Consider the following 23574-nt stretch of genomic DNA (forward strand, 5'->3'; position numbering starts at 1 on the left):
CTCCGATACAGTTCGGCGTGCTGCTCGACGTCTGAGCCGGAGATGCCCGGCGCAGGCGTAACGATGGTGACCACGCCGCGTTTCTCGCTGTCGACCGGTTCGCGCGGTGACGCCGGTGCGCCGGTCTCGACGACCATCTCTGTCGCTGAACGATATTCGTAGCCGGGCCACTGGCCGCGCCTGAGAACAGTCATTATTCGGTATCGGCCGCCATCGAGGCCAGCGCATCCTCGGTGATGCCGATAAGCAGGCCGGTGTCGAATCGGGCGACGGCGTCGAGTGGCATGAACCATTCGCCGTCGCTCCAGACCTCGGCGAGCAGGCGTCGAATACCGCGCAGCGCCGCCCTGTTTCGGGGTGCGGTCGCGTAGTCCGTGATCAGCGCCTGCGCGACCTCGATGAGCGCCGCCACCCGCCTGCCGAGGCCGTCGATACGGCGGGCGAGTGCCTCCGCGCGTGCGGTATCGCCCATCGCCACGACGGCGTGCACCAGGTGGCCGAGGGCTTCGTCTCGCTCGGGTTGGTACTCGATGGCGTCGGCGATCCGCTCGGCCTTTTCGAGCAGGCTGTTCGCCTGCTCGAAGCCGGTGCGCTCGGCGATCGCGGGTATCACGGTGGCCAAGCAGTGGACACGAAGGGGCACCGCGGGGGTCGCGTCCGCCACCTCTGCCGCACGCTCGAGGTCGCCCGACTCGATCAGGGCGGGAACAAGTTCGGTGTAGGCGACCGACCGGTCGAGCGCGGCGTCCAGACGCTGTGCGCGCTGCTGTGCAAGGTCGGTATCGCCGAGCCTTGCCGAGGCGATGGCGAGGTAGGTGCCTGCAACATTCCACACCTCGGTGTCCGTTCGGTCCATTCGCTCGGGTGCCGGGAGGAATGCGACCTGGTCGAGTAGCTGTCGAACGACATCGGCCGCACCCGCCTCGGCCATCGGCTCGGCGAGCTCGGCGAGGACTCGCATCCGCAGCCCCATCGTATGGATGAGCTCGACTACCCGCACTGCCTGTTCGGTGCGTCCGACCGCGAGGAGCGCGGCGGCCCAGGCCGCGATATCGTCGGCGTCGCTGGCGGCGACGTCAATGAATCTTTCTGTCTCCGCCGCGGATACGGCGTCGGCCAGTTCGATCGCGTGGTCGATATCACCGATCCGGGCGAACGTTTGCACGAGTCTGGCCACCATATGGTGCGGTGCGCGCCAATAGTGCATGAGCCCGTCTTCCGGCACACCCCCCGGCTTGGATTCCGGCAGGCTCATGATCAGTGTTTGCGCCCGCTGGGCGTGCTGATGTGCGAGTTCGGGGTTGCCGTGCTCAGCGATGGCGAGTGCGAGGAGAGCCTCGGCGCGATTGAGCGGCAGTTCGATGCGCGAGGCGATAGCGATCGCCCTGTCCGTTTTTCCCGCCGTGATGAGCGCGTGCACCATGGCCGCGAAGGCATGTGATTGATGGAGTGCGTCCGGGAGCTGGTAGGCGAAGGTTTCGACCTCGTCGGCGATGCGGCGGGCGTCATCGGTGCGACCGGCGGTGATGAGCGCCTGGACCAGGCCTGTCAGCGCAATTACGCGCAGCGGTGGCTGATCGCTCTCCCGGGCGGCCGCTTCGGCGCGATCGAGTTCACCGAGCCCGATCAAACCGTTGATCAGTTCCAGCGCAGTTGCGCCTGCGCGGCGCGGAACTGGAACGGCGAGTTGAGATCGTGCCCGAACGAAGATTCGCCTCGCGGTCGGGGCGAATCCGGCGGCGACCAGTTTCGGGACGATCGTCGTCGTGATATAGGGGTTCGCATATATGTGATCAACTGCCTCGGAATGCTCCACCTCGTCGGCGATCTCGGCCGCGCGGTCGGCCTGCCCGGCGTGCGCCAGGATTCGGCACAGTGTCGCCCGAACCTCCGCCTGTGTCGCGGTCGACGCGATGCGTCGCGTCAGTTCGTCCGCACGGTCGAACTCGCCGATCTCGGCTGCGGCGACGGCGACCCAGCCGAGAGCCCAGGTGCTCTGGTCATCGGACGCGACGAGTTGTTCGGCAAGTATCGCGGCGTCGTCGAAGGCACTCCGCGCGGCATCCCGTCGGCCTGCCGCGAGCCGCGCCGACACCAGGTCGGTGAGATAGCGGAGCGCCCGATATGTCGAATGGATGTCGGGTGCAAGATACTCGGCGCGGTCGAGGTCCCCGACGGACAACAGCGCGGCGACGAGGTCGGTCAGCAATTCTTCCCGAGTATCCGGATCGGCGATGTCGCGCACCAGAGATTCGGCGAGCAAGCGGTCGCGGTCGCCATCGATGGCGTTGCGGGGCACACTGATCAATCCGATGTACGACGCGGTCCGCTGCTCCGGATCGGGAATGCTGTTCGCCAGGCTTCTGGCCCGATCGTGCTCGCCGAGCCGAGCGAACGCGATGGGGAGCCCGGCAGGGATATTGGCGCTGCGCAGGGTCAGACGACTGCGCCGCATCGCCAGCTTGCACATCGTGAGCAGATCCGGATCGGGTTGTTCCCGAAGACGATCGGCCACCGCGGCGATTTCGGTGCGCGCGCCGATATCGCCGCCGGTGAGGTGCAGCATGCGATCGTGCCTGGTCTCGTCGAGCGCGAGCTCGGTCATCCGAGGCAGGTCATCCTGTGCCTTGAGTTTCGAGAAGTAGCGCGCCAGCAGATAAGTAGGCGTTTGCTCCGGCCAGCCCGCATCTCGGTAACGCTCGGCCCACGCGTGTATTTCGTCGCGATAGCGGCCGAGCAGGGCATTGCCCATCGCTCGCTCGGCTTCCGCCTGCAGCGTTTCGTGGGCGAGCAAGTTGATCTTGTCGGGGACGAATTCGCTGAGGCGGGTGCGGAATGTCCGTCCGGTGACACGACCGAGGATGTTCTCGATCTCGAACGGCGCGAGCCGGGTCAGTTCCGCCAGTTCCGGGTCCGTCAGGCCGCCTGCGGCGGTGACGAGTCCGAGCACGTCACGCGCCCGTGCCTCGCCGTTGAGTAGCAGACTCAGTTCCATTCGTGCCGAATCGCGCATGCCGTCGGCCCATTCGGAACGTGCGAGTTCCCTTCGGCGGCAGGTGCGCAGCGGATGCTTCGGCGGAACATCGAGGGGGATGGGCGGATTCGGGCGGCTGGCTACGACGACGCGCAAGCCAGGGCCCGGGTTGTTCGGCAACAGCGAGGCGATGCTCGGCTTCCCCTGGTCCTCGTCCAGGCCGTCGACCAGCAGCAGGATTCGGCAGCCGCTCTCGACCGCGCGCTGTGCGGCGAGGTCGAGCAGGTGCCTGCGCAGCGCGTCGCGATTGCCCACCGCGGCGGCGACCGTCGCCCGCTCCGATGGCAACAGCTCGCAAAGCTGTTCCAGCGCAGCGTTGGTGAACGCGACGTGATCGGACTGCGAAGCCAGCCGTGAGGTGATGAAGAACGACACCACCCGCACGTGTTCGGGTGGATGCAGCGCGAACCAGGACATGAGCGCCGTCTTGCCCGCCCAGGGCCCGGCCCGCCACCACAGGTAGGGTTCGTCACCGTCGCAGAATGCGCGCAGCTCGGTCATTTCCGCGTCACGGTCGACGAGCCCGTTTGGTGGTGGCGGCGCGATATCGCGCACCTGAGCGAAGTACGCGGCGGTCTCGGTGCCGGGCAGTACCGGCGGTGGCGCGGCGCCCGCCCACGCGACATTGCGCGCCAGCGCGAGCTCCGCCGCCGTGCCCCGCTCCAGCGCTTTGGGTTTGGGCAGATTCGAGGCGGGCAGCCGGTCGCGTAACTCCTGGAACAGCGCCGACATCGTCAGGTACCGGTCGGCGGTCGGCACGCCAGCGGTGAGGATGTTCAGGAGGGTGCCGGTGAACGCCGTGCGGCCGCTGTCGTCCTGTGCGGCCGCGAATTTGGTCTTCTCGTCGGTGGCGGTGAGCACGAACGCGCCGTCGATATCGACGGCCTCGGCGAGCACCTCGGATCCGGCGAGCACGCTCGCGCCGAACGCTTTTCCGCTGTGGCAGCAGTCGAGGATCACGATCTTCACCTTGGCGGGCGAAGCTTTGATGATCGCTCTGAGATTGGGATAGGACACCGTGGTGAACGCGGCATACGCGGCGCGGGATCCGCTGTGGGTCAAGTGCAGTTCGTCATTGACGGCGACGCCGTGGCCGACGTAATAGAACAGCAGCAGATCGGTCGCCGCGTCGGCCGCCTCGGACAGCGCCACGGGGAAGCTCATCGGATCGGGTGGATCCGCCACGATCGTGATGCGCGACAAACCTGTTGTTCCGCTCAGGAATTCGGCGAAATCGTGCAGGCTCCTGCCGACCGACGGAAACGACTTGAATCCCGAATCCGCGGCGTAGGACGCGGTTCCGATGAGGACGGCGCGGGATTCATCGCCGTCAGGGAGCCTCATCGAGTGCCCCGCGGACCAACTCGATCGCCGCGGTGACATGGGCCGGGTCGACGGCCTTTCCACCGCTGGCGGTGATCTCGGCGGTTCTACCGTCGGGGCCGGTCAACTTCACCCGCAGGCGCGGCGTGCGCATGTGCAGCCACGCCGTGAAGCTCGCGGACAGTGCCGTCCACAGCGGCGCCGAATCGATCACCATCCGGATGATCTCCTCGGCCCCGAGCTCCCCCTCGGACGGCGCGCCAGGCTCCAGCCGTTTGCCCGCCGGACGCAGGTCGTCGTCCTCGACGATGGCCTGGTACAGCGAATGCAGCTCGGCCACATCGTCATCGGCGGCATCCACCGCGATCAGCAACTCCACGATCGGCGTCCTTCCCCACAGCTAACCGGTGTGCGCAAAGTCTGCCACGCGGGCGCGGCGCGCGGCGGTCAGTTGCGGGGGTCGATCGCGCGCCGGGCCGCGCGATCGACCGCTTGGTAATTCGCGCGCGGGGACACCGATGACAACCGCGCGTCGAAGGAATGGCGGCAACTATCAATCGACCGGCGATGAATGTGGTGAAGCTCTCTATCTCGGCACCCAAATCGGTTGGTCTGCACTATTCTTCGCCTGTTCGCCGAAGGTTTTGCGGACCGCCGCACCCGAGCGCGGGGTATAGGGGGCTGGCGGGCACGGAAACTCTGACGCACTCTTGATCTATGGCGTAGGTCGCCAGACCTGCGGAGGTTTGGGCAGGGGAGTGGTCGCGTGAGAACGAAACAGCGGGCGGACCCCGCTTGCGGACGTCGGGCGATGCTCGCCGAGTTGGGAATAGCGGGCGGTCAGCGCCGGTCGCCGGGCGAACGTCTCGGCTACAGCTGTCGCTGCCCGGAATGCACGGCCGCGCAATGGGATGTGCAGCGGCTGAAGTACTGGCTGTGCGGCAGGCTGCTCGCCTACGGCGCCGACGAGGCCGAAGTGGACCGACGAGTCGGGACGCTACCGGTGGATGTCTACTGGCGCAAGGGCGATCAGCGCTACGCCATCGAGCTGCGCACCGCCCCACTGGATCGCGGTCCGGCGCGCGAACATACGGCCAGGCTGAAGGAGCAGGGCTGCACGGGCGTGCTGTGGTTGTGCCCGCCCGGATACTGGGTCGCGCACCTGCCCGCGCTCGGCCTCGCCGACTTCGCGCCGCCCGACTGCGATTACCGTGCCGAACTCGGCGTGCTCGACACCGCGACCACCGCGGTCGCCGCGCCGCGCCGCGAGCCGTACGAACTGCGGGAGTTCATCCGGAACTGGGTGACCGGTGAGATGGCCTGGGGCTATCGCGATATGACGACAGGAGGGTGGGCCACCGTGGCCGACTGGGAGTACCACACGAGGACGCAGGCGACGGTGATCGCCAGGCAGCGTCAAGAGCTGGTCAACCAGCGCACCGCGCTTGCCCTGTCCCGGAAATCGGTGCGGGACAAGCAGAAAACGCTGATGAAGCTCACCACCCGGCTGGAGCGGGCCGAGCAGTCCGTGCAGGAGCAGGCCGAATCACTGGACGAGGCCCGGCGCAGGCTCGCCGACCACCATCGCGTCGACACCTCGCTGCGCGCGACGATCCAAGCCCTGCAACAGACGATCGGTCACTGGCAACTGATCACCTGCTGCGCGATGATGCTGATCGTCACTTTTGTCGCGGGGGCGGTGGTGGTGCGCTGAGCGCCGGCGCGGTCAAGCGGAACGGCGCACGGTCCCAGCGCCATTCGTGACGCAGTGCGAGGGCGACGAAGTCCAGCAGCTCGAGACCGGTGTCGGTGCGGACCTGACGCAGCTGCGGCCAGGACACCGGGCCGCGGGTGAGGAGTTCCTCGAGCTGCCCACCCGCGCTCGCATCGACCTTGCGGTGCAGTAACTCCGGGACACCGATCCTGCTGCCGGTCCAGATGAGCCAGCCCCAGCCTCGGTCGTGCGCGTAGGCGCGGGCGGCGGCTGAGCGAATCCGGTTGGTGTGGAACGCGACATGCCCCAGCGGCTGCACGTCGATCAGCACGACCCGTCCGTCCGACAGCCGCGCCGCCACGCTCGGATAGGCGACCCGGTCGGCGCCGTCCAGCGCGTAGGTGACCGCGGCGGGTTCCTCCTGGAAGGTGTCCACCAGGTCGCTCGCGGTCAGGATGCGCAGCAGCCGCGCCTCCAGCCCGGAATCGAAGGCGACATCGCGGCCGACCTTGTCCAGATAGAACCGGCCGCGTCCGTCGTCGTCGCCGTCGACCACCCTGGCCGATTCGTTCGGCAGCCCGGTCGGCGTGGCCGCGCCCGGCCAATCCACCTGTGCCAGTGCGGAGGTCAGCTCCGCCGTCGCGGGCGGTTCGGCGTGCAGCTTGGCCAGCCGCCGATTCGTCTTCCGCCGCCACGCCATGATCCGCTGGGTGACGAATCCGGCGATCCGCTTGGCGTCCTCGGGTGCGTGCCCGGCCAGCCGCAACTTCAGGTATGACAGCTCGTTGGCGGCGATATCGGTATCGGTCGCATAGGTTTCCACCAGCAGCGCCCGCACCAGCTGCTGATCGCGCCCGCGCACCGGATAGCGCAGCGCGAAGACCGGCGCACCGATCTGCCCGGTCAGCTGTGCGTGCCGCAGCAGCTGCCCGACCGCCTTGGTGTGCAGCTGACGGATCCGGTCCCTGGCCAGGTCGTAGCGCGCGCCGATGAGCGCCAGGGTTTGCGGCCGCTCCCCGGCGATGCCGAGCCGGTAGCCCAGGATCTCGGCATCGCGCGCCTTGCGTTCGGCCTGTTGGGCGACCAGCTCGGCCAGCGCCTCGTTGACCTCCTCCAGGCCGAACGACATATCGTCGCGAATATCGTCGGACAGCTCGGGATCGGCGTCCTCGACGGCCGCCGCACTGTCCCGTTCTGCCGTCATGCTGCGAACCCCCTGCCTGGTCTGGTCGACTTGTGCGGCAAGCGTATCGCTCCGTACCGACATGATCGGGAAAGCTCGGTGCCCGAATTGCCCGGGTTGCGTATTGTCGGTGGGGGCCGTCACTGCGCAGTCGAACGGGAGGCCGGGTATGGATCGCGCGGATGTGATCGTCGTCGGTGCCGGATACGCGGGCCTGAGCGCGGCGCGAGCGCTGCGCAGGTCCGGTGTCGATGTCCTCGTGCTCGAAGCGAGCGCGCGGATCGGCGGCCGGGTGCACACCGAACGGATCGAGGGCGGCTGGGCCATCGATCTAGGCGCCCAGTCGATCTCCCAGGGCCACACCGCCTTTGCCGCGCTGGCACAGGAGTGCGGCGCGAAAACCTTCACTCCGCCGACCGCCGGACGCAGCGTACTGCTCGAGGGCACGACCCACCGAACCTTCAAGGGTCAGCACCCGCCGCTGCCGCCGCTCGTGCTCGCCGTGCTCGCGCAGGCCATGTGGCGCCTCGAACGCCTGGCCGCCCGGATCGACACCGAGCGGCCGTGGGCCGCGCCCGGCGCCGACCGGTTCGACGCCATGACCGCGGCCACCTGGCTGCGCCGCAACCTGCCAGAGCGCAGGGCCAGGAATCTGGCCGAGGTGATGATCGGCGAGGAACTGTCCGTCGACGTCGGCAGCGTCTCGATGTTGGCCCTGCTCACCGCGATTCGCGCGTCCGGCGGTGTGGAGAGCGGCACGGCGGCGGAGTCGGTACTGGAGTTGTTCGTCGAGGGCGCCGACGCGCCCGCCCTCGCCATCGCCGAGGAACTGGGCGAGGACCTGCGCCTGGATTCGCCCGTCACCAGCATCCAGCGGCTGGCCGACGGCGTACTGGTCGGCGGGGCCTTCGGCGCGGTGCGCGGCGAACGCGTGATCGTCGCCGTGCCGCCGACGCTGGCGGGCCGCATCGACTACGACCCGCCGCTGCCCGCGGCGCGCGACCATCTCACCCAGCGGGTGCCGATGGGATCGGTGCTCAAGGTCTTCGCCGTCTACGAACGCCCGTTCTGGCGCGATCTCGGCCGCACCGGGCAGGCGTTCAACCTGTCCGGTCCGATACCGGTCATCTTCGACGCCTCCCGCCCCGGCGGCCCCGGCTGTCTCGGCGCGCTCATCCCCGGCCGCGCCGCCCATCGCCTGGCCGAGTTGCCCGCCGCCACGCGCCGCTCCACCGTCCTCGCCGAATTCGCCCGTGCCTTCGGCAGAGTCGCCCTGGCGCCGATCGACTGGCGCGAAAAGGCTTGGGCCGAGGACCCGTACTGCCGCGGCGGCTACAACGCCTACTTCCCACCCGGCGTCCTCACCAGTGTCGGCCACGCACTGCGCACCCCCGTCGGTCCCATCCACTGGGCGGGCAGCGAAACCGCCACCGAATGGTCCGGCTACATCGAGGGCGCGATCCGCTCCGGCGACCGTGCCGCCGCCGAAGTCCTCGGCGGGCTGTCGATCACCGCTGGTGCTTGAGCGCTTCGGATTCGAAGGTGCCGCCCTTCGTGTACGGATCGCCCTTGCCCGTGGTGATCAGATCGCGCAAGCTGCCGGTGATGTAGCTGCCCCAGGCGTTCGAGCAGATGTCGAAGCATTCGATCCCCGGCACCAAACCCACATGCGTGAAACGGATTTCGGTCCGATCGCCCATATCGGTGATGTCGAACACCACATCGGTGTTCGTCCACTCGGTCTTGTCCTCCAGGAAGTAGAGGTAGGCATCCGAGACGTGCCACACCACCCGCTTGCCCGGCGTGACCTCCGTCAGCTGCATCGTGCAGCGGTGGACCTCGGGGATGTGGAAGAGGAACTCGTCGCCGAGTTGCTCTGTGCCACCTTCGATTTCCGCGGACCACCAGCCCCGCACATCGTTGATGGCGGCGAAGGCCTCCGCCGGAGTCGCGTCCACCGTGACGGTGGTGGTGTAGTCACCCATGATCGTGCTTTCTCTATGTCAATGATCGAGATGTCTGCGTAGAGCGTCGAATTGGCCGTCCCAATCGCGGGCCAGCGCGGCCAGAAACTGTTGTGCCACCTGCATCGGGGCGGAGCGCAGCCGATAGCGCACCCGGCGCCGTTCACCCGGTTCGGCCGTGACCAGTCCCGCATCTGCCAGCAGCGCAAGGTGTTTGGCGATCGCCTGGCGCGTGATGGGCAGGCGATCGGCCAAATCCGTTGCCGTGGCAGGGCCGCCCGAGGCGAGCGCGGCGAGAATGCCGCGCCTGCTCGGATCGGCCAGCGCGATGAAGACCTGTTCGGCCATCGCCTCGATGTCGGGCTGCATCGTCAGGCTGCACCGAGGTATTCGACCAGTTCGCCGAGCTCCATCTTCCAGCCCTCGGTATTGCCGTTGAACGCGGTGCTGTGCTCGTCCCCGGACAGCTGCCCGAAGCCGGACTCCACCACGGTGAGCCGCGTGCCCGCGCCGACCGGCTCCAAGGTGAACTCGACATAGGTGCGCCGCGGATCCTCGGCAGGCAGCCCATAGATGTGCCAGGTGAACCCGAATACCTTCGGCTCCTCGACCCGCTCCACCCGCAACTGCGCCTTGTCCCCGCTGTTCCAGGTCAACTGCCCGGCGCCACCCGGCCGCAGATCGATCGTCGCCGAATTTCCGAACCACGTCCCGAGTCCTTCGGCCGTGGTCAACGCCGCCCACACCTTCGTGGGCGGATGCGCGAGTTCCATCTCCCGCACGATCTGATCAGGGAATCCCATAGCCAACCTCCGTTGTGAGTAGCAACCATCTGGTTGCCATTAAAAATATTGCAACCGACGGGTTGCGTCAAGGGGTTGGTGAAAATGGGCTGTTATGCGTGTGATCGTTGTGCCCGGACTCGGGGCGTAAGACAAGAAAGGCCCCCTCGAAAGGGGGCCTGACCTGGTGTTACGGTGGTGCGCGATACTGGGATTGAACCAGTGACCTCTTCCGTGTCAGGGAAGCGCTCTCCCGCTGAGCTAATCGCGCGAGGTGGAGACGGGAATCGAACCCGTGTGCACGGCTTTGCAGGCCGTTGCCTCACCACTCGGCCACTCCACCGTGCAAGGGGGACGGCGTACTACTCAGAATGCCTAACCCTTCCGAGCGGATGACGGGATTCGAACCCGCGACCCTCACCTTGGCAAGGTGATGCGCTACCAGCTGCGCTACATCCGCATTTCGTCCCGGGGGCCTCTCGGCTGGTCCCGCTGACGAGAGAGAACATTAGCCGACCATCAGCGTAGACAACAAATCGCCTGGTAGATGCCGGTGAAAGTGAACTACAAGCATGTGTTTCGCAACGACTCCACCAACTCCCGCCGCTCAGAACCCCGGTTCCTCGCCTCCTCCGACAGTTACGGACCCCACCGCCCCTCTCGACTCCTGGCAGCCAACCCGGCGTCCGCTCCTCTCCTCCAGAAGGGTTCGGGTCGCACCCACCCGCCCTCGGCGATCCCCGCCGTCACACCCCTGTTTACCCCGTTGTGCGCGCGATTTGGTGTGACAGTGGGGGACCGTGTTAATGTTCTACCTCGTTCGGACCGGCACAAACACCGCCCGAACAGCCACCCAGGTGGCAACCCACGGTTCTATAGCTCAGTGGGAGAGCACTCGCTTCACACGCGAGGGGTCGCTGGTTCGAACCCAGCTAGAACCACCATAAGGGGCTTATTCAAAACAGCGTCCGCTCGCTGGTTTGGGTAGGCCCCTTTCGGCTTTCTGCGTGTTGGGCGGCTGGTGCAGGTGCGTCCGACATGGTGGAGCTCGGCGAACAGGGGCTTCTTCTCGTCGGCGACCCGTGGCTCAATCGAATCTTCCTGGTCGTCGACGTAGAAGCGTTCGAAGAAGGTCTCGTTGAGGAGACGGCGCACTTCGGGACCGGAGTCCCGGTAGAGGGCATATGGGTCAGCGATGAGGTCGAGGGCATGTCGGAGTACGCCCACGCCGATTGCGAGCTTCTCGGAGGTGTTCGTCAGCCCAGCTTCGAGTCGTTTGCGTTCGTTCTTGAGCTCGATCAGCTTCATGCGGACTTTGGCCTGTGGCATGGAGCCGTCGGCGAGCAGATCGATCAGCCGGGTTTCCTTCTTGTCGAGCTCCTTCAGCTGCCGGTTCAGACTTGCGTGCGCGTCACGAATGGTGGCCTGTTCGTCGGATACGACCTCCTCCAGGAGATTTCGGCTCTCAGTAGTGAAAACGCTGGGGAGCTGGAGGGTGCGATAGTGCTCGATCACTGCGTCCTCAACGGCTTCGACCGGGAGGCTCGGTAGATCGCACAAGCCTTCCTTGCTCCTTCGGCAGGTGAAGTACGGGTACTTGTTGCCAGTGCGACTGGTTGTCTGGTTGAAGACCAATCGTGAGGAATGCCCGGCCTCGCGGCAGCGGGTGCACAACAGTGAGCCTTTGAGATAGTGGTTGTGAACTCGTTCGCGATTTCCGTTGGCGCTGCGGAGGCGAAGGATGTCCTGAACGCTTTCGTAAAGGTCGTGGCTGACCAGCGGTTCGTGTCGTCCGGGATAGATCTGGCCTTTCCAGCTGACGTACCCGATGTAGTACGGATCCCGCAACATGTTGTGGAGGGTCGAGCAGGACACCGGCCGCGGTACGGGGCAGCGGCCCGTCGGTGGGGAAGTCAGCCCGAGATCGGCCATCGCTGCCTCGAGATCGTCGAGCCTGTAGTCGCCGGTCGCGTAGAGTTCCCACGCTTGGACGACCAGCGGTGCTCGCTCCTCGTCGATCTTGATGGTGTTGACCTGGCGCCCTTCGAACAGGATGCGGGCGTTAACGTACCCAAGCTTGGCTCGGTTGCATGTGCCGCCGTTCATTGCCTTGTGCAGCATCTTGATGCTGATGTCCTGACCGGACAGCCTGTTCTGGGTGTCGTTGAAGATGTCTGTGATTGCGGCCATCATGTCGGCATAGATGCCCTCACCGAAGTCTTCGCGGGCCGAGATCAGCTTCACACCCATGGTGTCGAGCTGTCGTTTGGTGACCGCAGCGTCGATGTAGTTACGGAAGGCGCGAGACCGGGCGTACACGATGACGTACTTGATCTCCGGGTGCTCATGAAGGTAAGCGAGCATCTCCTGGAAGGCAGGGCGGTTCTCGACGGACTTGGCCGAGACACCGGGTTCGACGAACTCTTTGACGATTAGCGCCGGGATGTTTTCGGCGCGCAGATCAACGACCTTGCGTTGAGTCGCAATCGAATTGCCGTCCGGGTCGATATCTACGGCGGTATTCAGTTGCTTCTTGTCCGAAACGCGCAGGTACGCGACCGCGGGATCCGGGATGTCAGCACCTCTCATGGCGACTCCTCGACGTCTTTGGTTTCTTTGGCTAGAGCAATGACGGCGCGGCTCAGTCGGCGCAGGTCCGGTGGATCGCGACGATCGCCTTCTACGAGCACGCGATGCGGGCGGGCTTCCCCGATCGGGTTGCTACCGCGGCCACTCACGGGGCGCTCCTGGCCGGGGCGTCTGGAGAGTTGCTGTACCGCAAGGTTGTTGCTGTCTGCATCTGTGAACCTCCTATATTCGACGCCCTCGCGCAAGGCGCATATAATAGCTGTAAGTTCGCTGTCACTTCTGTTTGGTCGCGCGGTGGTGTCTCGATGGCTTGTCTGCGAAGTGGCGAACGGGTTCGAGATCACGACCCGGAATGGGGTCCTGCCCGTCATGGCGCACACACTCCGCGAGGATGCGTCGGAGGCTCCTCGGAGTCCCCTTCATGCCGCGGCGGTAATTGAGCCTTCCTGTCTTCGACATCTGCCTTCTCCCTTCGTTTTCGAGTCGGTTGATCGTTCGTGCCGGTCCTATTCCGGCAGCTATTCGATCTCGATCGAGGACTCTTGAGCCCGGCTGACTTCCGGGCTTGCATGCGCGCGAGTAGGACCAGCGAGCTCAATGACCGGATCCGCATGTTGCGGCGTTGCCGCCGTGATGAGGTCTCCGATTCGCTGCCCGCTGGTGTCGGTCAGGCCCTGCGGGTGTTCATCGCCGGAAGAGTGGTGCTGGCCTCGTTGGAGGTGACCGAGGTGTGCGTCCTGTTCGCGTTTGCGCATGAGGGCGCGGAGTTGGTCGGGGTTGTCGTAGCCGAGGTGGCGGCATAGGGCGGGGGTGGCGTTGAGCATGAGGCTCCAGCCGGGGCGGCGGCCTTTGGCGGCGAGGCGGTCGTTGAGGGCGCGGCGGCGGTCTTGGGCTTGGGGGCTGACGGCTTCGGTGCGGAGGTCGCGTTCGAGGGCGTCGAGTTCGGCGTGTAGCTGTTTGAGTTCAGATAGGCGGGTGAACTCGGGTGCGGGTTCGGTTTCCAACTGGTGCAGTCGTTTTCGGTCGCGGTCGAGGTCCCAGCGGCGGTTGTCTAGTGCTTTGGGTAGGTCCGCTATCAGGTTCTCGACGCGGGTCATGATGCCGGAGGCCAGTCGGGCTTGTGCGGCGTCGTGTTCGGCCGGACTCATGGCCGCGGCTTTGACGGCGTCGACGTAGAGGGCTTCGTGTTCGATGGACTTGAGGACAGGCAGGCCAACGGGTTTGACGTAGACCACCGAATTGCTGGTGCTGTAGCGGGCTTCGATCTCGACTCCGGAGATCGCTCCGATGGTGATGGCCTCATCCGCTGGACGCGCTCTCAACCGCAGGGCGGCGTCTCGCAGCGTTGCGACGAGCGCAGCGGAGGCGTCGGGGCGCTTGTCGTAGGTCGTGTTGCCGAGGACTACCGGTGGTGTGGTGTCGGTGTCCTGCTGGTCTTGGAGCAGCGCCGCGATGTTCTCGAGGTCGTTCACGGCTGTCTCGTGCGCGGGGACGGCGGCGTGCAGGGCGATGAGTTCTCGTTCGCGGCTGCGGGCCGCTGCGAAGTAGGAGTCTTGTTCGGTTTGTAGCTCCCCGATGAGTTGTTCGAGCTCGATACGGCGCACGTAGCGGTGGTCGCCGGTGGCGACAGCTTTGATCATGGCGGCGTTCTCGGCGAGATCGTCGGTGCCCAAATCGGGAACGCGGCGGGCAGTACGGTCCGCTTGCCGGTATTGCTCGATGAAGTGGGCTTTGCGTTCGACGGTCTGCCACATGTAGATGTCGAAGGTCTTCTCCGCGACGTAGCAGAAGATGTCCACCACCGGGTTCTGGTTGCCTTGGCGGATGATTCGGCCCTCGCGCTGTTCGAGATCGGCAGGGCGCCAGGGCACGTCGACGTGATGTAGTGCGACAGCGCGGGTTTGGATGTTGGCGCCGGTGCCCATCTTCTCGGTCGAGCCGAGCAGGACGGCGATCTTGCCGCTGCGGCAGTCGGCGAACAGTTGGGTCTTGGCGGCCGGGCCGGGATAGTCGTGGATGAACGCGATCTGCTCGGCCGGGATGCCGCCGGCCACGAGTTCGGTTCGGAGGGCGTCGTAGATGCTCCAGGTGGAGCGCTCGGTCTTGGGTGTGGCGCGGTCGCAGAACACGATCTGTAAGCCGCCGCGGGTCGGGGACAGTTCGTCGGTGTCCGGGTCGCGGTAGGTGTTGTTCTTGGTGGCCGCGTAGGTGGCAAGGACTCGTTCGGCGACGACGGTGGAGCGCAGCTGTCCTGGTTCGGCAGAGTCGGGGGCGCGCAGGTGGGCGGTGCGTGGGTCGAGGGTGGCGTTGCGGCCGTCGGTGGCGACCTTGAGTGGGTTGTCGACGTCGGGGCGTTTGGGATCGAAGGTGTCGGCGCGGAACCCGAGATCGGTGATGAAATCGGCAACCTCCTGCGGCGGTTCGAACGACACGACGGTGCGTTGGCCGTTGCGCAGTTCGGGCAGGGTGGCCGGGATCTGGTTGCGGCTGACGGAGTCGGTGAAGGCACTGGTCATGCCGATGAGGTCGCCGACGTTGACGAACTCGGCGACACGGGTTTTCGGCTGGAACCGAGAGCCGGAGGAGTTGAGTTCGATGGTTTCGCGGGTCGTGGTGAACGCCGCGCCCCACGAATCGAGATGTTCGACTCCGGCGTCGTGTAGCAGATCGGGGCGTAGGTACCGGTTCATCACCCACAGCTCCGACAACGAGTTCGCCAGTGGGGTTCCGGTGGAGAAGGTGGCGACGCGTTCGATGTAAGGGTTGACCAGCCGCACCGACCGGGACGTCCACCCGCCGCCCGAGGACGTCGGTCACCGGCGTCTGGAAACCGTTCTCCACATCGCCGGGCGCCGGCGAAGACGCGGTGGGGCCGACAGCCGATCTGTCGTCGGAGTCGCCCGCACGCAGCGCGAACACGGTCACTGCGGTGATAACGATCGCGGCCACGAATATCGCGGCCAGGTACCAGCCCTTCGATCGACCACTGGTCTCACGCTCGGATGGGTTCATCTCGTTTGCTCCAATCTCACAGCGTCATCAGGGATTTGACGGATCGACTCGACCTGTTGAGCATTTGAACCTGGATCGGGCAGCTGCAAACGCCAGTCCTCGCCCACCCACACCACGACCGTTCGGGTCGCCGCGAGCGAGGCGTCCGGGTACTCGGTGAACACGGTCACCCGCGACCGAACACCCGGCACGTATTCATAGATTCGATATCCGACAACCCGTGGAGCAGTCGCGGACTCAGCGGTGCCGCGGAGAGAGAACAGCACCCGCGCCGTCGCCCACGCATCTTTACCGGGACCGGGGGCAAGCTCTGTCGCCGCGATCTGAGCCCAAGCATCATCGGGCGCCAGCGACATCCGAACGGTGTGTACGATCGCCGCGACGGCCGCACCGGCCGGCGCCGGGGCGAAACCTGCCGCTATCGCCGGGGTGTAGGTCCGAGGTCCCTGGTCGGTGAGTGGAATTGCTACGCCTTGGTATTCGCCCCAGCGGATCCCGGTCGGTGCGATCGAAACGTCGACGGTTTCGGGATCAGTGCGCTTGGAATGGCTGCATGCGACGAAAAATAGGACGGCAGTGACGAGTAGCGCGGCGGCGGCCAACAGCGGTTTCATGGTCAGCCTCCCAACGCGATCGCGGCGATCGGGACGGCCACGGACGCTAACGCGGTGGCGATCAGAGTCACCGCAATACCCGTGCTCGCATGACGGCCATGCAGTTCGGATTGACGGCGCTCCAGCCACAGTTGCGCTCCGAGGGAGATCAGCTTGGCCAGTAGCGCCAGTTCGCACACCCACAGCAGCCACGCCAGCAGCTGCCGTAGCGGTTGGCTCACCGCCGACGGCATATCGGTTGCGGCCCAGGTCAATGTGCTCGTCATGGCGGTCACCTGATTGCCCATCACTGGGTGAGCACGACGGTGTTGAGGATGGTCGACGCCGAGGTGGCGACGATGCCGCCGATCAACGCGGCGACGACCATCTTCGGGGACTCCAGCACTCCGCCGGTCCAGCGCTCCCACGCGAATTTCCCACCCGCGTAAGTGATTCCGGCGACACCAGAGAGCATCACACCCCATAACAGCCACCGCACCAACCGGATCAGCGCATTCGATCCGGGCGGAGCTTCCGAGGTGATCGGCTCGATAGCCGAAAAGCCGACCGCGAGAAATGTGTCGACGATGGCGCTCATGACGGCCGCCCTCCTTCTCCGGCAGGGTCGGATCGGAACTGTTCGACAAGGGTCAGCAGCTGGTGTTCGATCGCCGCCACGTCGGCGGGGACAGAGGTGTCGCGCCAGCCGATCTCCTCGCCGCTACGGCCGAAGGCGCGCAACGGCTGTTGAATGAACTCCTCATGCCAGCCGACCCGCCAGACCTTGTCCGCGAGCGCCCCGTACAGCGAAAGGTCACGGCGAATAACCGTCGACATGCGGCCAGGCCGAGCCGCGACCGTCACCAATCCCAGTACGCGGCATCCACCCGCCAGGTCCGCATGATGCTGGCGCAACAGCGCATCAGCCGCCGCCAAACCAGTGACCGTCTCGCGGGCGACCAGCACCACGAACGGTGATTCCTTGCCGACCGGTCCCGGCCAGATCCGCCCGCAGTCAGCGGCTTCCGACCACATCCACGTCAGCGTGCTCACCCCCGCCCCGCCGTGCGCACCCAGCAGCCAAAACGACGCGATACTGCCGTTTGCAGTGCGCGCTGGGCAGGGCTCGGACAGCACCAGAGCGCGCTGCAAGGCAGGCGGCGCCACGACAGCCCGCGGCGGCAGCCGTCGATGCAGCAACCCGGCCGACCTCATTTCGCACCACCGCTCGCGGCGGCGATGTCGTCGGCCACCGCCGTCAACCAGTCCACCGTCGCCGTCGTCGAGGTGGTGCCCGCGGCCATCGGTGTGGATTGGTAAGACACGTGCCGGGAGATTGTGTCGCCGAACTTCGCCCAGGTCGCTACGTCCAGTAGTTCATGGTTATCCAGCACGTTCTGCTCGACGGCCTTGAACGCCTGCTGCACAAGCCGACTCGTTGTCGCCGGTGGAATGATCTCCGGAATCGCCGAGACGACCTTCTGCCCGAACAACGCGATCGCCGCGCCCGGATTGGCCAAACCAACCGACACCAGCTCCGCAATATTTTGTGGAGTCAGCACCGTCCGCGCGAAGGTAGCCGCGGCGTTCAATCCGATCGTCGCCACCTTGAACAGCGCCCGCACACCGGCCTCGGTATCAACCCGGGAGCGAGGATCGGACGCTTCGGCCACTCTCTCCGACAACGACTTTCGTGGATTCAACGACAGAGTCGCCAATGAAGTGCCCGAGACGTCCTCGTCCACAACCGTGACCGCGGTCTTGAACGCGGTGAACGCCAACGCTTCTGACACCGACCGCAACGCCGTCAGCGGATCACTGAGGTCGGACTGGCCAACAAGATTGGTGACCACCCGCAGAATCGGCGAACCCGACGGCGCATCACACGCCAGATCGCCCGCCGCGCACCACGACGCCACACGACCGGTCAGGGAACCAAAATCGGACGCGACATCACGCTGAGGACCGATCCCGCCACCGCTGGCCTCCGGCTGCGACAGCGCAGCCAAGGCACGCACCGAGTCACCGGATGTACCGGGAACGGGATCAGGAACGTTCTTACCCGGTGCGCCAGGAAACAGCGATGCATTGGGGTTTCGGGTCGGGTCGGCGAAAAGCGCCACCGCCGCAACGCGGTCCGCGGCAACCTTGCCACCGCCCCGGCCAACCTCTTGGGCGAACAGCGACGCGACGTGCGCCCCCTGCGAATAGCCCACGATCGCCAGGTAGGAACCAGGACACTGGCCGACCTGCTCGGCCGCCAGGTCCCGAAGACGCTGCAGGCCAGTAGAAACCGAAACAGAATAGGGCTCAGAACCACCAGCCGTCGCCCCACCGAATCCGGCCGGATACGCAACGTACAGCCGATCCGCCTTACCTCCCGCACGGACCATCAACGGCCTCAGCACACCATCGCCGAGAAACCCTGAATCCGTACGCGCATCCGCGTCCGGAGCCGACTCCCCAGTTCCCTGAACCCCCAACGTGATCAGCCCTGCGCAGTTGTTTTGGCCACCGGGCTCGGCCGATGCCGCCCCGACTGCAAGACCCGTGATGACCATCGTCGCTGCGACCGTCACGGCGAGACCGCGAAACCCGCTGCGAGCCTGCTCCGGCCCGAATGGACGCCTCATGACGCGCCTCCTCCCGCCTCCGAATAGCCACTCGGGCAAGCGCTTTCATGAACCGGCGCGGGTCATCGACACACGCGGCATCGCGTTGCCGCAGCAGCAGAGGAATAGCTATGGATGGATGAAATGAGATGCGTGACAACAAGCTCCATCCGGATACGCGGAAACGGAGATCACGCCTTCAGGTACTGCCACCGCAGATCCCTGGGATATTCAGTCGGACGAGGGTTCAAGCAACGATTAAGTATTTGCTGAAGTATCGCTCGTACTGAGTGGCTCCAGGTTAGGCCTTCAGAGTGCTGCCCGCAACAAATCGCATTGACTCACTAGAAATACCCACGTTGACGGGGGCGCTGCCTCATCTGAAAATGCCCGCGTGCGGTACGGCTCCCAGAATGCGGGGTTGTCCGGTCGCTTGCTGGAGGGATGAGGACGACGATGGCAACGCAGGCTGCGACAAAGGTGATGATGCTGCGGCGTCTGCCGGCCTCGAAGGTCGGCAAGAAGGCGATCTTGTCAGAATCGGGCCTGCTCACCGGCTAGCATCGTGATCACGCCCGCAGGCAGTTTCGGGCAACGCTGGACCGAAACATGGTGAACTCCAGCGTAAACTGCGTCCTGTTGTACCCCGTGGAGATGATCGCGGCGCTGCGGAGAGTGCGGGCGGTGCTCTACGTAGGGCCGACAAACGACTGGCGCCGTTCCTGGGCGAGATCGTGGCGCGGTTGCCGCGAGCGGTGCGCAAAAAGGCCGCCAAGTGTGTCTTGAGGCCCTGGTCGACGCCCAGGCAGGGCTTCCGTTCCCGACCCAGAGGTGTCGACCCCGACAACGACGCCGTGCTGCGCTACTGCGAGGCCGAGAAGCTCACCTTCATCCGGTCCCTGCCGGGCAAGAAGAACGACGGCATGCGGAGAAGAAGGTACGCCAGGCAGTCGGCTGCTGGCGCTGCGGCACCGAACCAGACCTACTGCTATCAGCGGGTGCTCGCCGATCCCCCGCCCTGTCGAAGCGGGCCGTGACCGCGATCACCCGGCCAGGCTTCTGAAGCGAGACGTGCCGCTCCAGGCTGTGATGGGGGCGTGAGCAGATTGCATCAGTGCCACCTCGGCGGCCTCATCGCCGAGGCCAAACATGTTCTCTCCGTTGGCGACATGCGGGAGGAGCGTCGGATCTGGTGGAGTGGATTTACGGTCGTATGCTGGATCTCGATTGATCTTGAGTTCGTACTTCATCTCTAGGATCAGACAGATGACATACGCAGCCGCAGTGTGTGCCGCCGTGATGGGGGCCGTAATGGTGTATCGGATGCGCTGGTGGAAAGACTTCCCTGAATCACGGCTGTTCACGATGACATCCGGTGCAATCAGCGTCAGCTATATCCTGGCGGTACCGCCAGTCGTCGAGCGACTCAACTCCATCTCAATCAACATCACGGGTAGCGCGGTCGCGCTGCTCGCCTCAGCCCTGTTTGGATCTGTCTCCTTCAGCGCCATGGCCGCTGCCGCTTTCGAAATCCTCACCGGCACAAGACATCTCGGCCGCTATGTCGGCATGGCCTGGTCGGCGGCGGCAGCAGTGTTCGTCGGATGCTGGATCGCCGGTGACGCACGGCGCTCCGAGACACTGAACTCGTTCACCGCGCAGGATGTGCCCGCAAAGGTTTTCGGTATCACCTATGCGGTCCTCATGATTTTGACAGCCTTGGCTACCTTAGTGGCCACCTGGCAGGCGCTACAGCGAAAAGACATACGCCCCAGGCTTCGTCGCGCCACCGGGGGGTTGTTCGTGGCAGCAGTCTGCATGACCGGGTTGTCCGTATCACTGTTGCTCAACGCGCTCGTGCTCCACCTATCGGCAGAAGGTGCCGAGATCATCGAACAGATCTGGTGGCTGCCGATCACTATCGCCGTCGCGGTTGCCGCGTTGTGATCGAAGGAGGAGGAGCGACATGGGTTCAACACCGCCGTCGTGTGTGGCATGCTTCCTCCCGTGGACGAACCGGAACAGCTCGGTACGATCGGCGCCGAGATCATTGCCAAACGGGTGAAGCAACTACGTGCGCAGGAGGGGATTCCAATTGCCGAGCTGTCACGGCATCTTGAGCTCATCGGATGCAAGATCTCCCCATACGAATTCGACCAAATTGTGGACGGCGAGAGGCGGATCTACGCTGATGAGCTCCTGCCGCTGGCATACGCCCTCGGCGTCTCGCCCGTAACGCTGCTGATGCCAGACGCAACCGACGCCCTCGACACGGTTGAAGACATTGGACTAACGGCTAGCGCGTTTTGGGCCTGGCTTCGCGCCGACGAACCGTTCGTCACGGATTCCAGTAATCAACGCAGTCGACAGCATGTGGAATTCGTGCTGCGGAGCCATCCCACCTGGAAGCGGGATGAGTATGCCGAGGCTATCCGGGCGGTACAGGACTCAAGAGGCGATTGATCTAGCAATCAGCCAGCTCTCCGTCGACCCCCGCGATGCATGTTGCGGGGGTCTTGCTTGTGCCATTTAGCTTAGCTTGACTCTGTCGGTGATCTTGGAATTCGGCATGTCGCGGCTGGTGGGCTGCCACACTGCGAGGTGCGAAAGGCACTGCATCCCTCGAAGGAACACACTGAATGTCACTCGGACCTGGACCGGCCAAGACGGTCCCGCCGCTGACGGCGCGGGTGGCCCGCGCCAGCAATCCCCGCGGCACCACGGCGATGTGAATCCGTGACAGGCTCGAAAATCTTTGGGGTAATGAGGATTTCGCCGACTGGTATCCGCGTGACGGGCGGCCTGGTCTGTCCCCGGCCCAGTTGGCGACCGTTTGTGTGCTGCAGTATGTGCTGGATCTGTCCGACCGGCAGGCAGCCGAGGCTGTCCGCTGCCGCATCGACTTCAAGTACGCGCTCGGCTTGGAGCTCGACGACCCCGGCTTCCACCACAGCGTGCTCAGCGATTTCCGTGACCGGCTCGCCGAAGGCGACCGCGCCGACCGGCTGCTCGATCTCGCCCTGGCCCGGCTCACCGACGCCGGACTGGTACACGAACGCACCAGCCAGCGCACCGACTCCACCCACGTCCTGGCCGCGGTGCGCGACCTGACCCGGCTCGAACTGGTCACCGAAACTGTCCGCGCCGCGCTCGAAGAACTCGCTCGCACCGCGCCGCACCTGCTGACGAGCCTGGTCGGCGAGGAGTGGGGACGCCGCTACGGCCGCCCGGTGAGACTGAGCAAGAACCCCACCAAGCCCAAGACCAGGATCCTCACCGCTGGCGAGGACGCCTACCAGCTGCTGGAACATCTGCGGCAGTACGAGCCGAATTACCTGTCCGGCCCCCAGGTCCAGACTATGCGACAGATCGTCTTGCAGAACTACTACCGCGATGACAAGGGCCGCCTTCGCTGGCGCACCGACGACGACGGCGGTCTGCCGCCAGCCTCCGTGGCGATCGTTTCTCCCTACGACATCTCGGCCCGCTACGCCCGCCGGGGACAAGTCACCAGGTGGAAGGGGTTCTTGGTCCACCTGACCGAGACTTGCGCACGCAACGGCGCCAACGTGATCACCGACGTGGTCACCACCCCGGCCACGACCAACGACGCCCAGGTGCTGCCTGGCATCCACACTCGCCTACAGCGTCGGGGGCAGCTGCCTGCCGAGCACCTGGTCGACGGCGGATACACCTCTGTGGTCCATATGAAGCGGGCGGCCCGCGAACACCAGGTCACCGTCAGCGGACCGCTGCCGGGCAACCCGACCCGTCAGCACCGTGAGAACGAGGGCTTCGGCCGCGACGACTTCCACATCGACTTCGACCGCCGACAGGTGACATGTCCCCAAGGCCAGGTCAGCAAGGGATGGCACGGCCCCTACCCGACCTCGTCTCCGACCGCGGCCCCGCTGATCGTGGCACGGTTCACCAAGGGCCAATGCCAGCCGTGCCCGGTCCGCAACCAGTGCACCACCTCCCGCGAAAGCGCCCGCAACGTCGGCTTTCCCCCACGAGAACTCCTCGACCTGCAAGTCCGAGCCCGCACCGAGCAGCAAAGCCCCGCCTGGCGACAACGATATGCCGTGCGTTCCGGAATCGAGGGCACCATCTGCGAATTCGCGAACGGACACGGCATGAGACGATGCCGCTACCGCGGCCATGCGAAGGCCCACTTGCAACACGTGTTCACCGCCATCGCCGTGAACATCGAACGCCTCAGCGCAGGACCGTTACCGGACGAACTCGCCCCGTCCCGGCCGCCAACGGCTTTCCAAATCTTCCTGGACCACAACGGAATTCCCCGACTGCGGTCCTGGCGGGCGGTCCCCAGCTGACCTTCAACTCACAAGATCACCGACAGAGTCAAGCTTAGATATCCTCCGCTCGCTGACGCCTAGACGGCATTACAAATCCATAGGCGAATCATGATCGGGATGACGCTCAGGAGTTCTGCCTTCGACTTGCTCGTCCCACTTCTTGAACTCCATTGGAAGCGCCTCCCAGCGTTGTTCCAATTCGGCCGCGAAGCGTTCAGCTGCTTGAACCACCTCCGGCAGGCGGTCGTCGGGTGCCTCTGTAATGTGTCTATACTGGCTGTCATTAACGCCGAGCCTGACGCCCAGTGCCTCCGCTAGCTTCTCTAGCCAACCCATATCAGTTCTCCACGAGTGCGGTTACATCCAGGATGGTGACTGATTGCGGATATCCCTGCATGTAAACTTCGCAGGCCGCGCAATTCGCGATCGCGTTAAGGGGACATACTCGC

20 protein-coding genes, 4 tRNA genes and 1 pseudogene are annotated in these 23574 nt (G+C 65.2%); 7 read left to right on the top strand and 18 right to left on the bottom strand.

What is annotated here, in order from left to right:
• Positions 1–193: 193 nt before the first annotated feature.
• Together ACIG5A_RS42560 and ACIG5A_RS42565 are read right to left on the bottom strand one after the other, a co-directional pair.
• Positions 194–4378, bottom strand: a complete 4185-nt coding sequence (locus ACIG5A_RS42560; RefSeq protein WP_397251127.1) for a caspase family protein — start codon at positions 4376–4378, stop codon at positions 194–196.
• Positions 4365–4736, bottom strand: coding sequence for a hypothetical protein (locus tag ACIG5A_RS42565; RefSeq protein WP_397251129.1), 372 nt, complete (start codon positions 4734–4736; stop codon positions 4365–4367). The genes ACIG5A_RS42560 and ACIG5A_RS42565 overlap by 14 nt, the downstream gene beginning before the upstream one ends.
• A gap of 387 nt (positions 4737–5123) precedes the next feature.
• Between ACIG5A_RS42565 and ACIG5A_RS42570 the strand changes: the two genes are divergently transcribed.
• Positions 5124–6071 carry a hypothetical protein gene (locus ACIG5A_RS42570; protein WP_397251131.1) on the top strand — a complete coding sequence of 316 codons (948 nt, stop codon included), beginning with the start codon at positions 5124–5126 and terminating at the stop codon, positions 6069–6071.
• Here ACIG5A_RS42570 and ACIG5A_RS42575 read toward each other — a convergent pair.
• Positions 6037–7275 carry a hypothetical protein gene (locus ACIG5A_RS42575; RefSeq protein WP_397251133.1) on the bottom strand — a complete coding sequence of 413 codons (1239 nt, stop codon included), beginning with the start codon at positions 7273–7275 and terminating at the stop codon, positions 6037–6039. The genes ACIG5A_RS42570 and ACIG5A_RS42575 overlap by 35 nt on opposite strands.
• A 61-nt stretch (positions 7276–7336) precedes the next feature.
• On the opposite strand from ACIG5A_RS42575, the gene ACIG5A_RS42580 reads away from it, so the two are divergent.
• Positions 7337–8779, top strand: coding sequence for a flavin monoamine oxidase family protein (locus ACIG5A_RS42580; protein WP_397251135.1), 1443 nt, complete (start codon positions 7337–7339; stop codon positions 8777–8779).
• Here the strand turns inward: ACIG5A_RS42580 and ACIG5A_RS42585 are convergent.
• From ACIG5A_RS42585 to ACIG5A_RS42610, 6 genes are all read right to left on the bottom strand, one after another.
• Positions 8763–9239, bottom strand: coding sequence for an SRPBCC domain-containing protein (locus ACIG5A_RS42585; protein WP_397251137.1), 477 nt, complete (start codon positions 9237–9239; stop codon positions 8763–8765). The two genes, ACIG5A_RS42580 and ACIG5A_RS42585, sit on opposite strands and share 17 nt — an antisense overlap.
• Positions 9240–9257: 18 nt before the next feature.
• Entirely contained in the window at positions 9258–9587 is a 330-nt protein-coding gene (locus ACIG5A_RS42590; protein WP_397251139.1) for an ArsR/SmtB family transcription factor, read from the bottom strand.
• A 2-nt stretch (positions 9588–9589) separates the two neighbouring features.
• Positions 9590–10021, bottom strand: coding sequence for an SRPBCC domain-containing protein (locus tag ACIG5A_RS42595; protein ID WP_397251141.1), 432 nt, complete (start codon positions 10019–10021; stop codon positions 9590–9592).
• A gap of 175 nt (positions 10022–10196) precedes the next feature.
• Positions 10197–10271: transfer RNA gene (locus tag ACIG5A_RS42600), tRNA-Val, on the bottom strand.
• Between the two features lies 1 nt (position 10272).
• Positions 10273–10343, bottom strand: a tRNA-Cys gene (locus ACIG5A_RS42605).
• Between the two features lie 44 nt (positions 10344–10387).
• A tRNA-Gly gene (locus ACIG5A_RS42610) sits at positions 10388–10460 on the bottom strand.
• Between the two features lie 409 nt (positions 10461–10869).
• Here ACIG5A_RS42610 and ACIG5A_RS42615 point away from each other — a divergent pair.
• A tRNA-Val gene (locus ACIG5A_RS42615) sits at positions 10870–10944 on the top strand.
• Between the two features lie 94 nt (positions 10945–11038).
• A complete protein-coding gene (locus tag ACIG5A_RS42620) occupies positions 11039–11551 on the top strand; it encodes a hypothetical protein (RefSeq protein WP_397251143.1) in 513 nt (170 codons plus the stop codon).
• 6 nt (positions 11552–11557) lie between these two features.
• Here ACIG5A_RS42620 and ACIG5A_RS42625 read toward each other — a convergent pair.
• The 8 genes and pseudogenes from ACIG5A_RS42625 to ACIG5A_RS42660 form a co-directional block, all read right to left on the bottom strand.
• Positions 11558–12589 (bottom strand): annotated as a pseudogene (locus ACIG5A_RS42625) (recombinase family protein); the annotation flags it as partial.
• 518 nt (positions 12590–13107) lie between these two features.
• A complete protein-coding gene (locus ACIG5A_RS42630; protein WP_397251145.1) occupies positions 13108–15366 on the bottom strand; it encodes a helicase-related protein in 2259 nt (752 codons plus the stop codon).
• A 231-nt stretch (positions 15367–15597) separates the two neighbouring features.
• Positions 15598–16215 (bottom strand): hypothetical protein, encoded by a 618-nt coding sequence (locus ACIG5A_RS42635; RefSeq protein WP_397251147.1) that lies wholly within the window; start codon positions 16213–16215, stop codon positions 15598–15600.
• A gap of 2 nt (positions 16216–16217) precedes the next feature.
• On the bottom strand, positions 16218–16481 hold the full coding sequence (locus ACIG5A_RS42640; protein WP_397251149.1) for a hypothetical protein: 264 nt from the start codon (positions 16479–16481) through the stop codon (positions 16218–16220).
• Positions 16482–16501: 20 nt separating this feature from the next.
• Positions 16502–16792, bottom strand: a complete 291-nt coding sequence (locus ACIG5A_RS42645) for a hypothetical protein (RefSeq protein WP_397251151.1) — start codon at positions 16790–16792, stop codon at positions 16502–16504.
• On the bottom strand, positions 16789–17394 hold the full coding sequence (locus ACIG5A_RS42650; protein WP_397251153.1) for a hypothetical protein: 606 nt from the start codon (positions 17392–17394) through the stop codon (positions 16789–16791). The genes ACIG5A_RS42645 and ACIG5A_RS42650 overlap by 4 nt, the downstream gene beginning before the upstream one ends.
• A gap of 11 nt (positions 17395–17405) precedes the next feature.
• A complete protein-coding gene (locus tag ACIG5A_RS42655) occupies positions 17406–18827 on the bottom strand; it encodes a cutinase family protein (protein ID WP_397251155.1) in 1422 nt (473 codons plus the stop codon).
• 1022 nt (positions 18828–19849) lie between these two features.
• Positions 19850–20056, bottom strand: coding sequence for a hypothetical protein (locus ACIG5A_RS42660; RefSeq protein ID WP_397251157.1), 207 nt, complete (start codon positions 20054–20056; stop codon positions 19850–19852).
• 16 nt (positions 20057–20072) lie between these two features.
• Here ACIG5A_RS42660 and ACIG5A_RS42665 point away from each other — a divergent pair, with 16 nt between their 5' ends.
• The 3 genes from ACIG5A_RS42665 (at position 20073) to ACIG5A_RS42675 (ending at position 23143) form a co-directional block, all read left to right on the top strand.
• A complete protein-coding gene (locus ACIG5A_RS42665) occupies positions 20073–20753 on the top strand; it encodes a hypothetical protein (protein WP_397251159.1) in 681 nt (226 codons plus the stop codon).
• A gap of 60 nt (positions 20754–20813) precedes the next feature.
• The gene (locus ACIG5A_RS42670) at positions 20814–21269 is read left to right on the top strand and encodes a hypothetical protein (RefSeq protein ID WP_397251161.1); all 456 of its coding nucleotides are present in this window, start codon (positions 20814–20816) and stop codon (positions 21267–21269) included.
• A 269-nt stretch (positions 21270–21538) separates the two neighbouring features.
• Positions 21539–23143 (top strand): IS1182 family transposase, encoded by a 1605-nt coding sequence (locus ACIG5A_RS42675; protein WP_397251551.1) that lies wholly within the window; start codon positions 21539–21541, stop codon positions 23141–23143.
• A gap of 69 nt (positions 23144–23212) precedes the next feature.
• On the opposite strand, the gene ACIG5A_RS42680 is transcribed toward ACIG5A_RS42675, so the two are convergent.
• On the bottom strand, positions 23213–23461 hold the full coding sequence (locus ACIG5A_RS42680; RefSeq protein ID WP_397251163.1) for a hypothetical protein: 249 nt from the start codon (positions 23459–23461) through the stop codon (positions 23213–23215).
• Between the last annotated feature and the right edge of the window lie 113 nt (positions 23462–23574).

This window comes from Nocardia sp. NPDC052566, assembly GCF_044547285.1.
In the GTDB taxonomy this organism is placed as follows: Bacteria; Actinomycetota; Actinomycetes; order Mycobacteriales; family Mycobacteriaceae; genus Nocardia.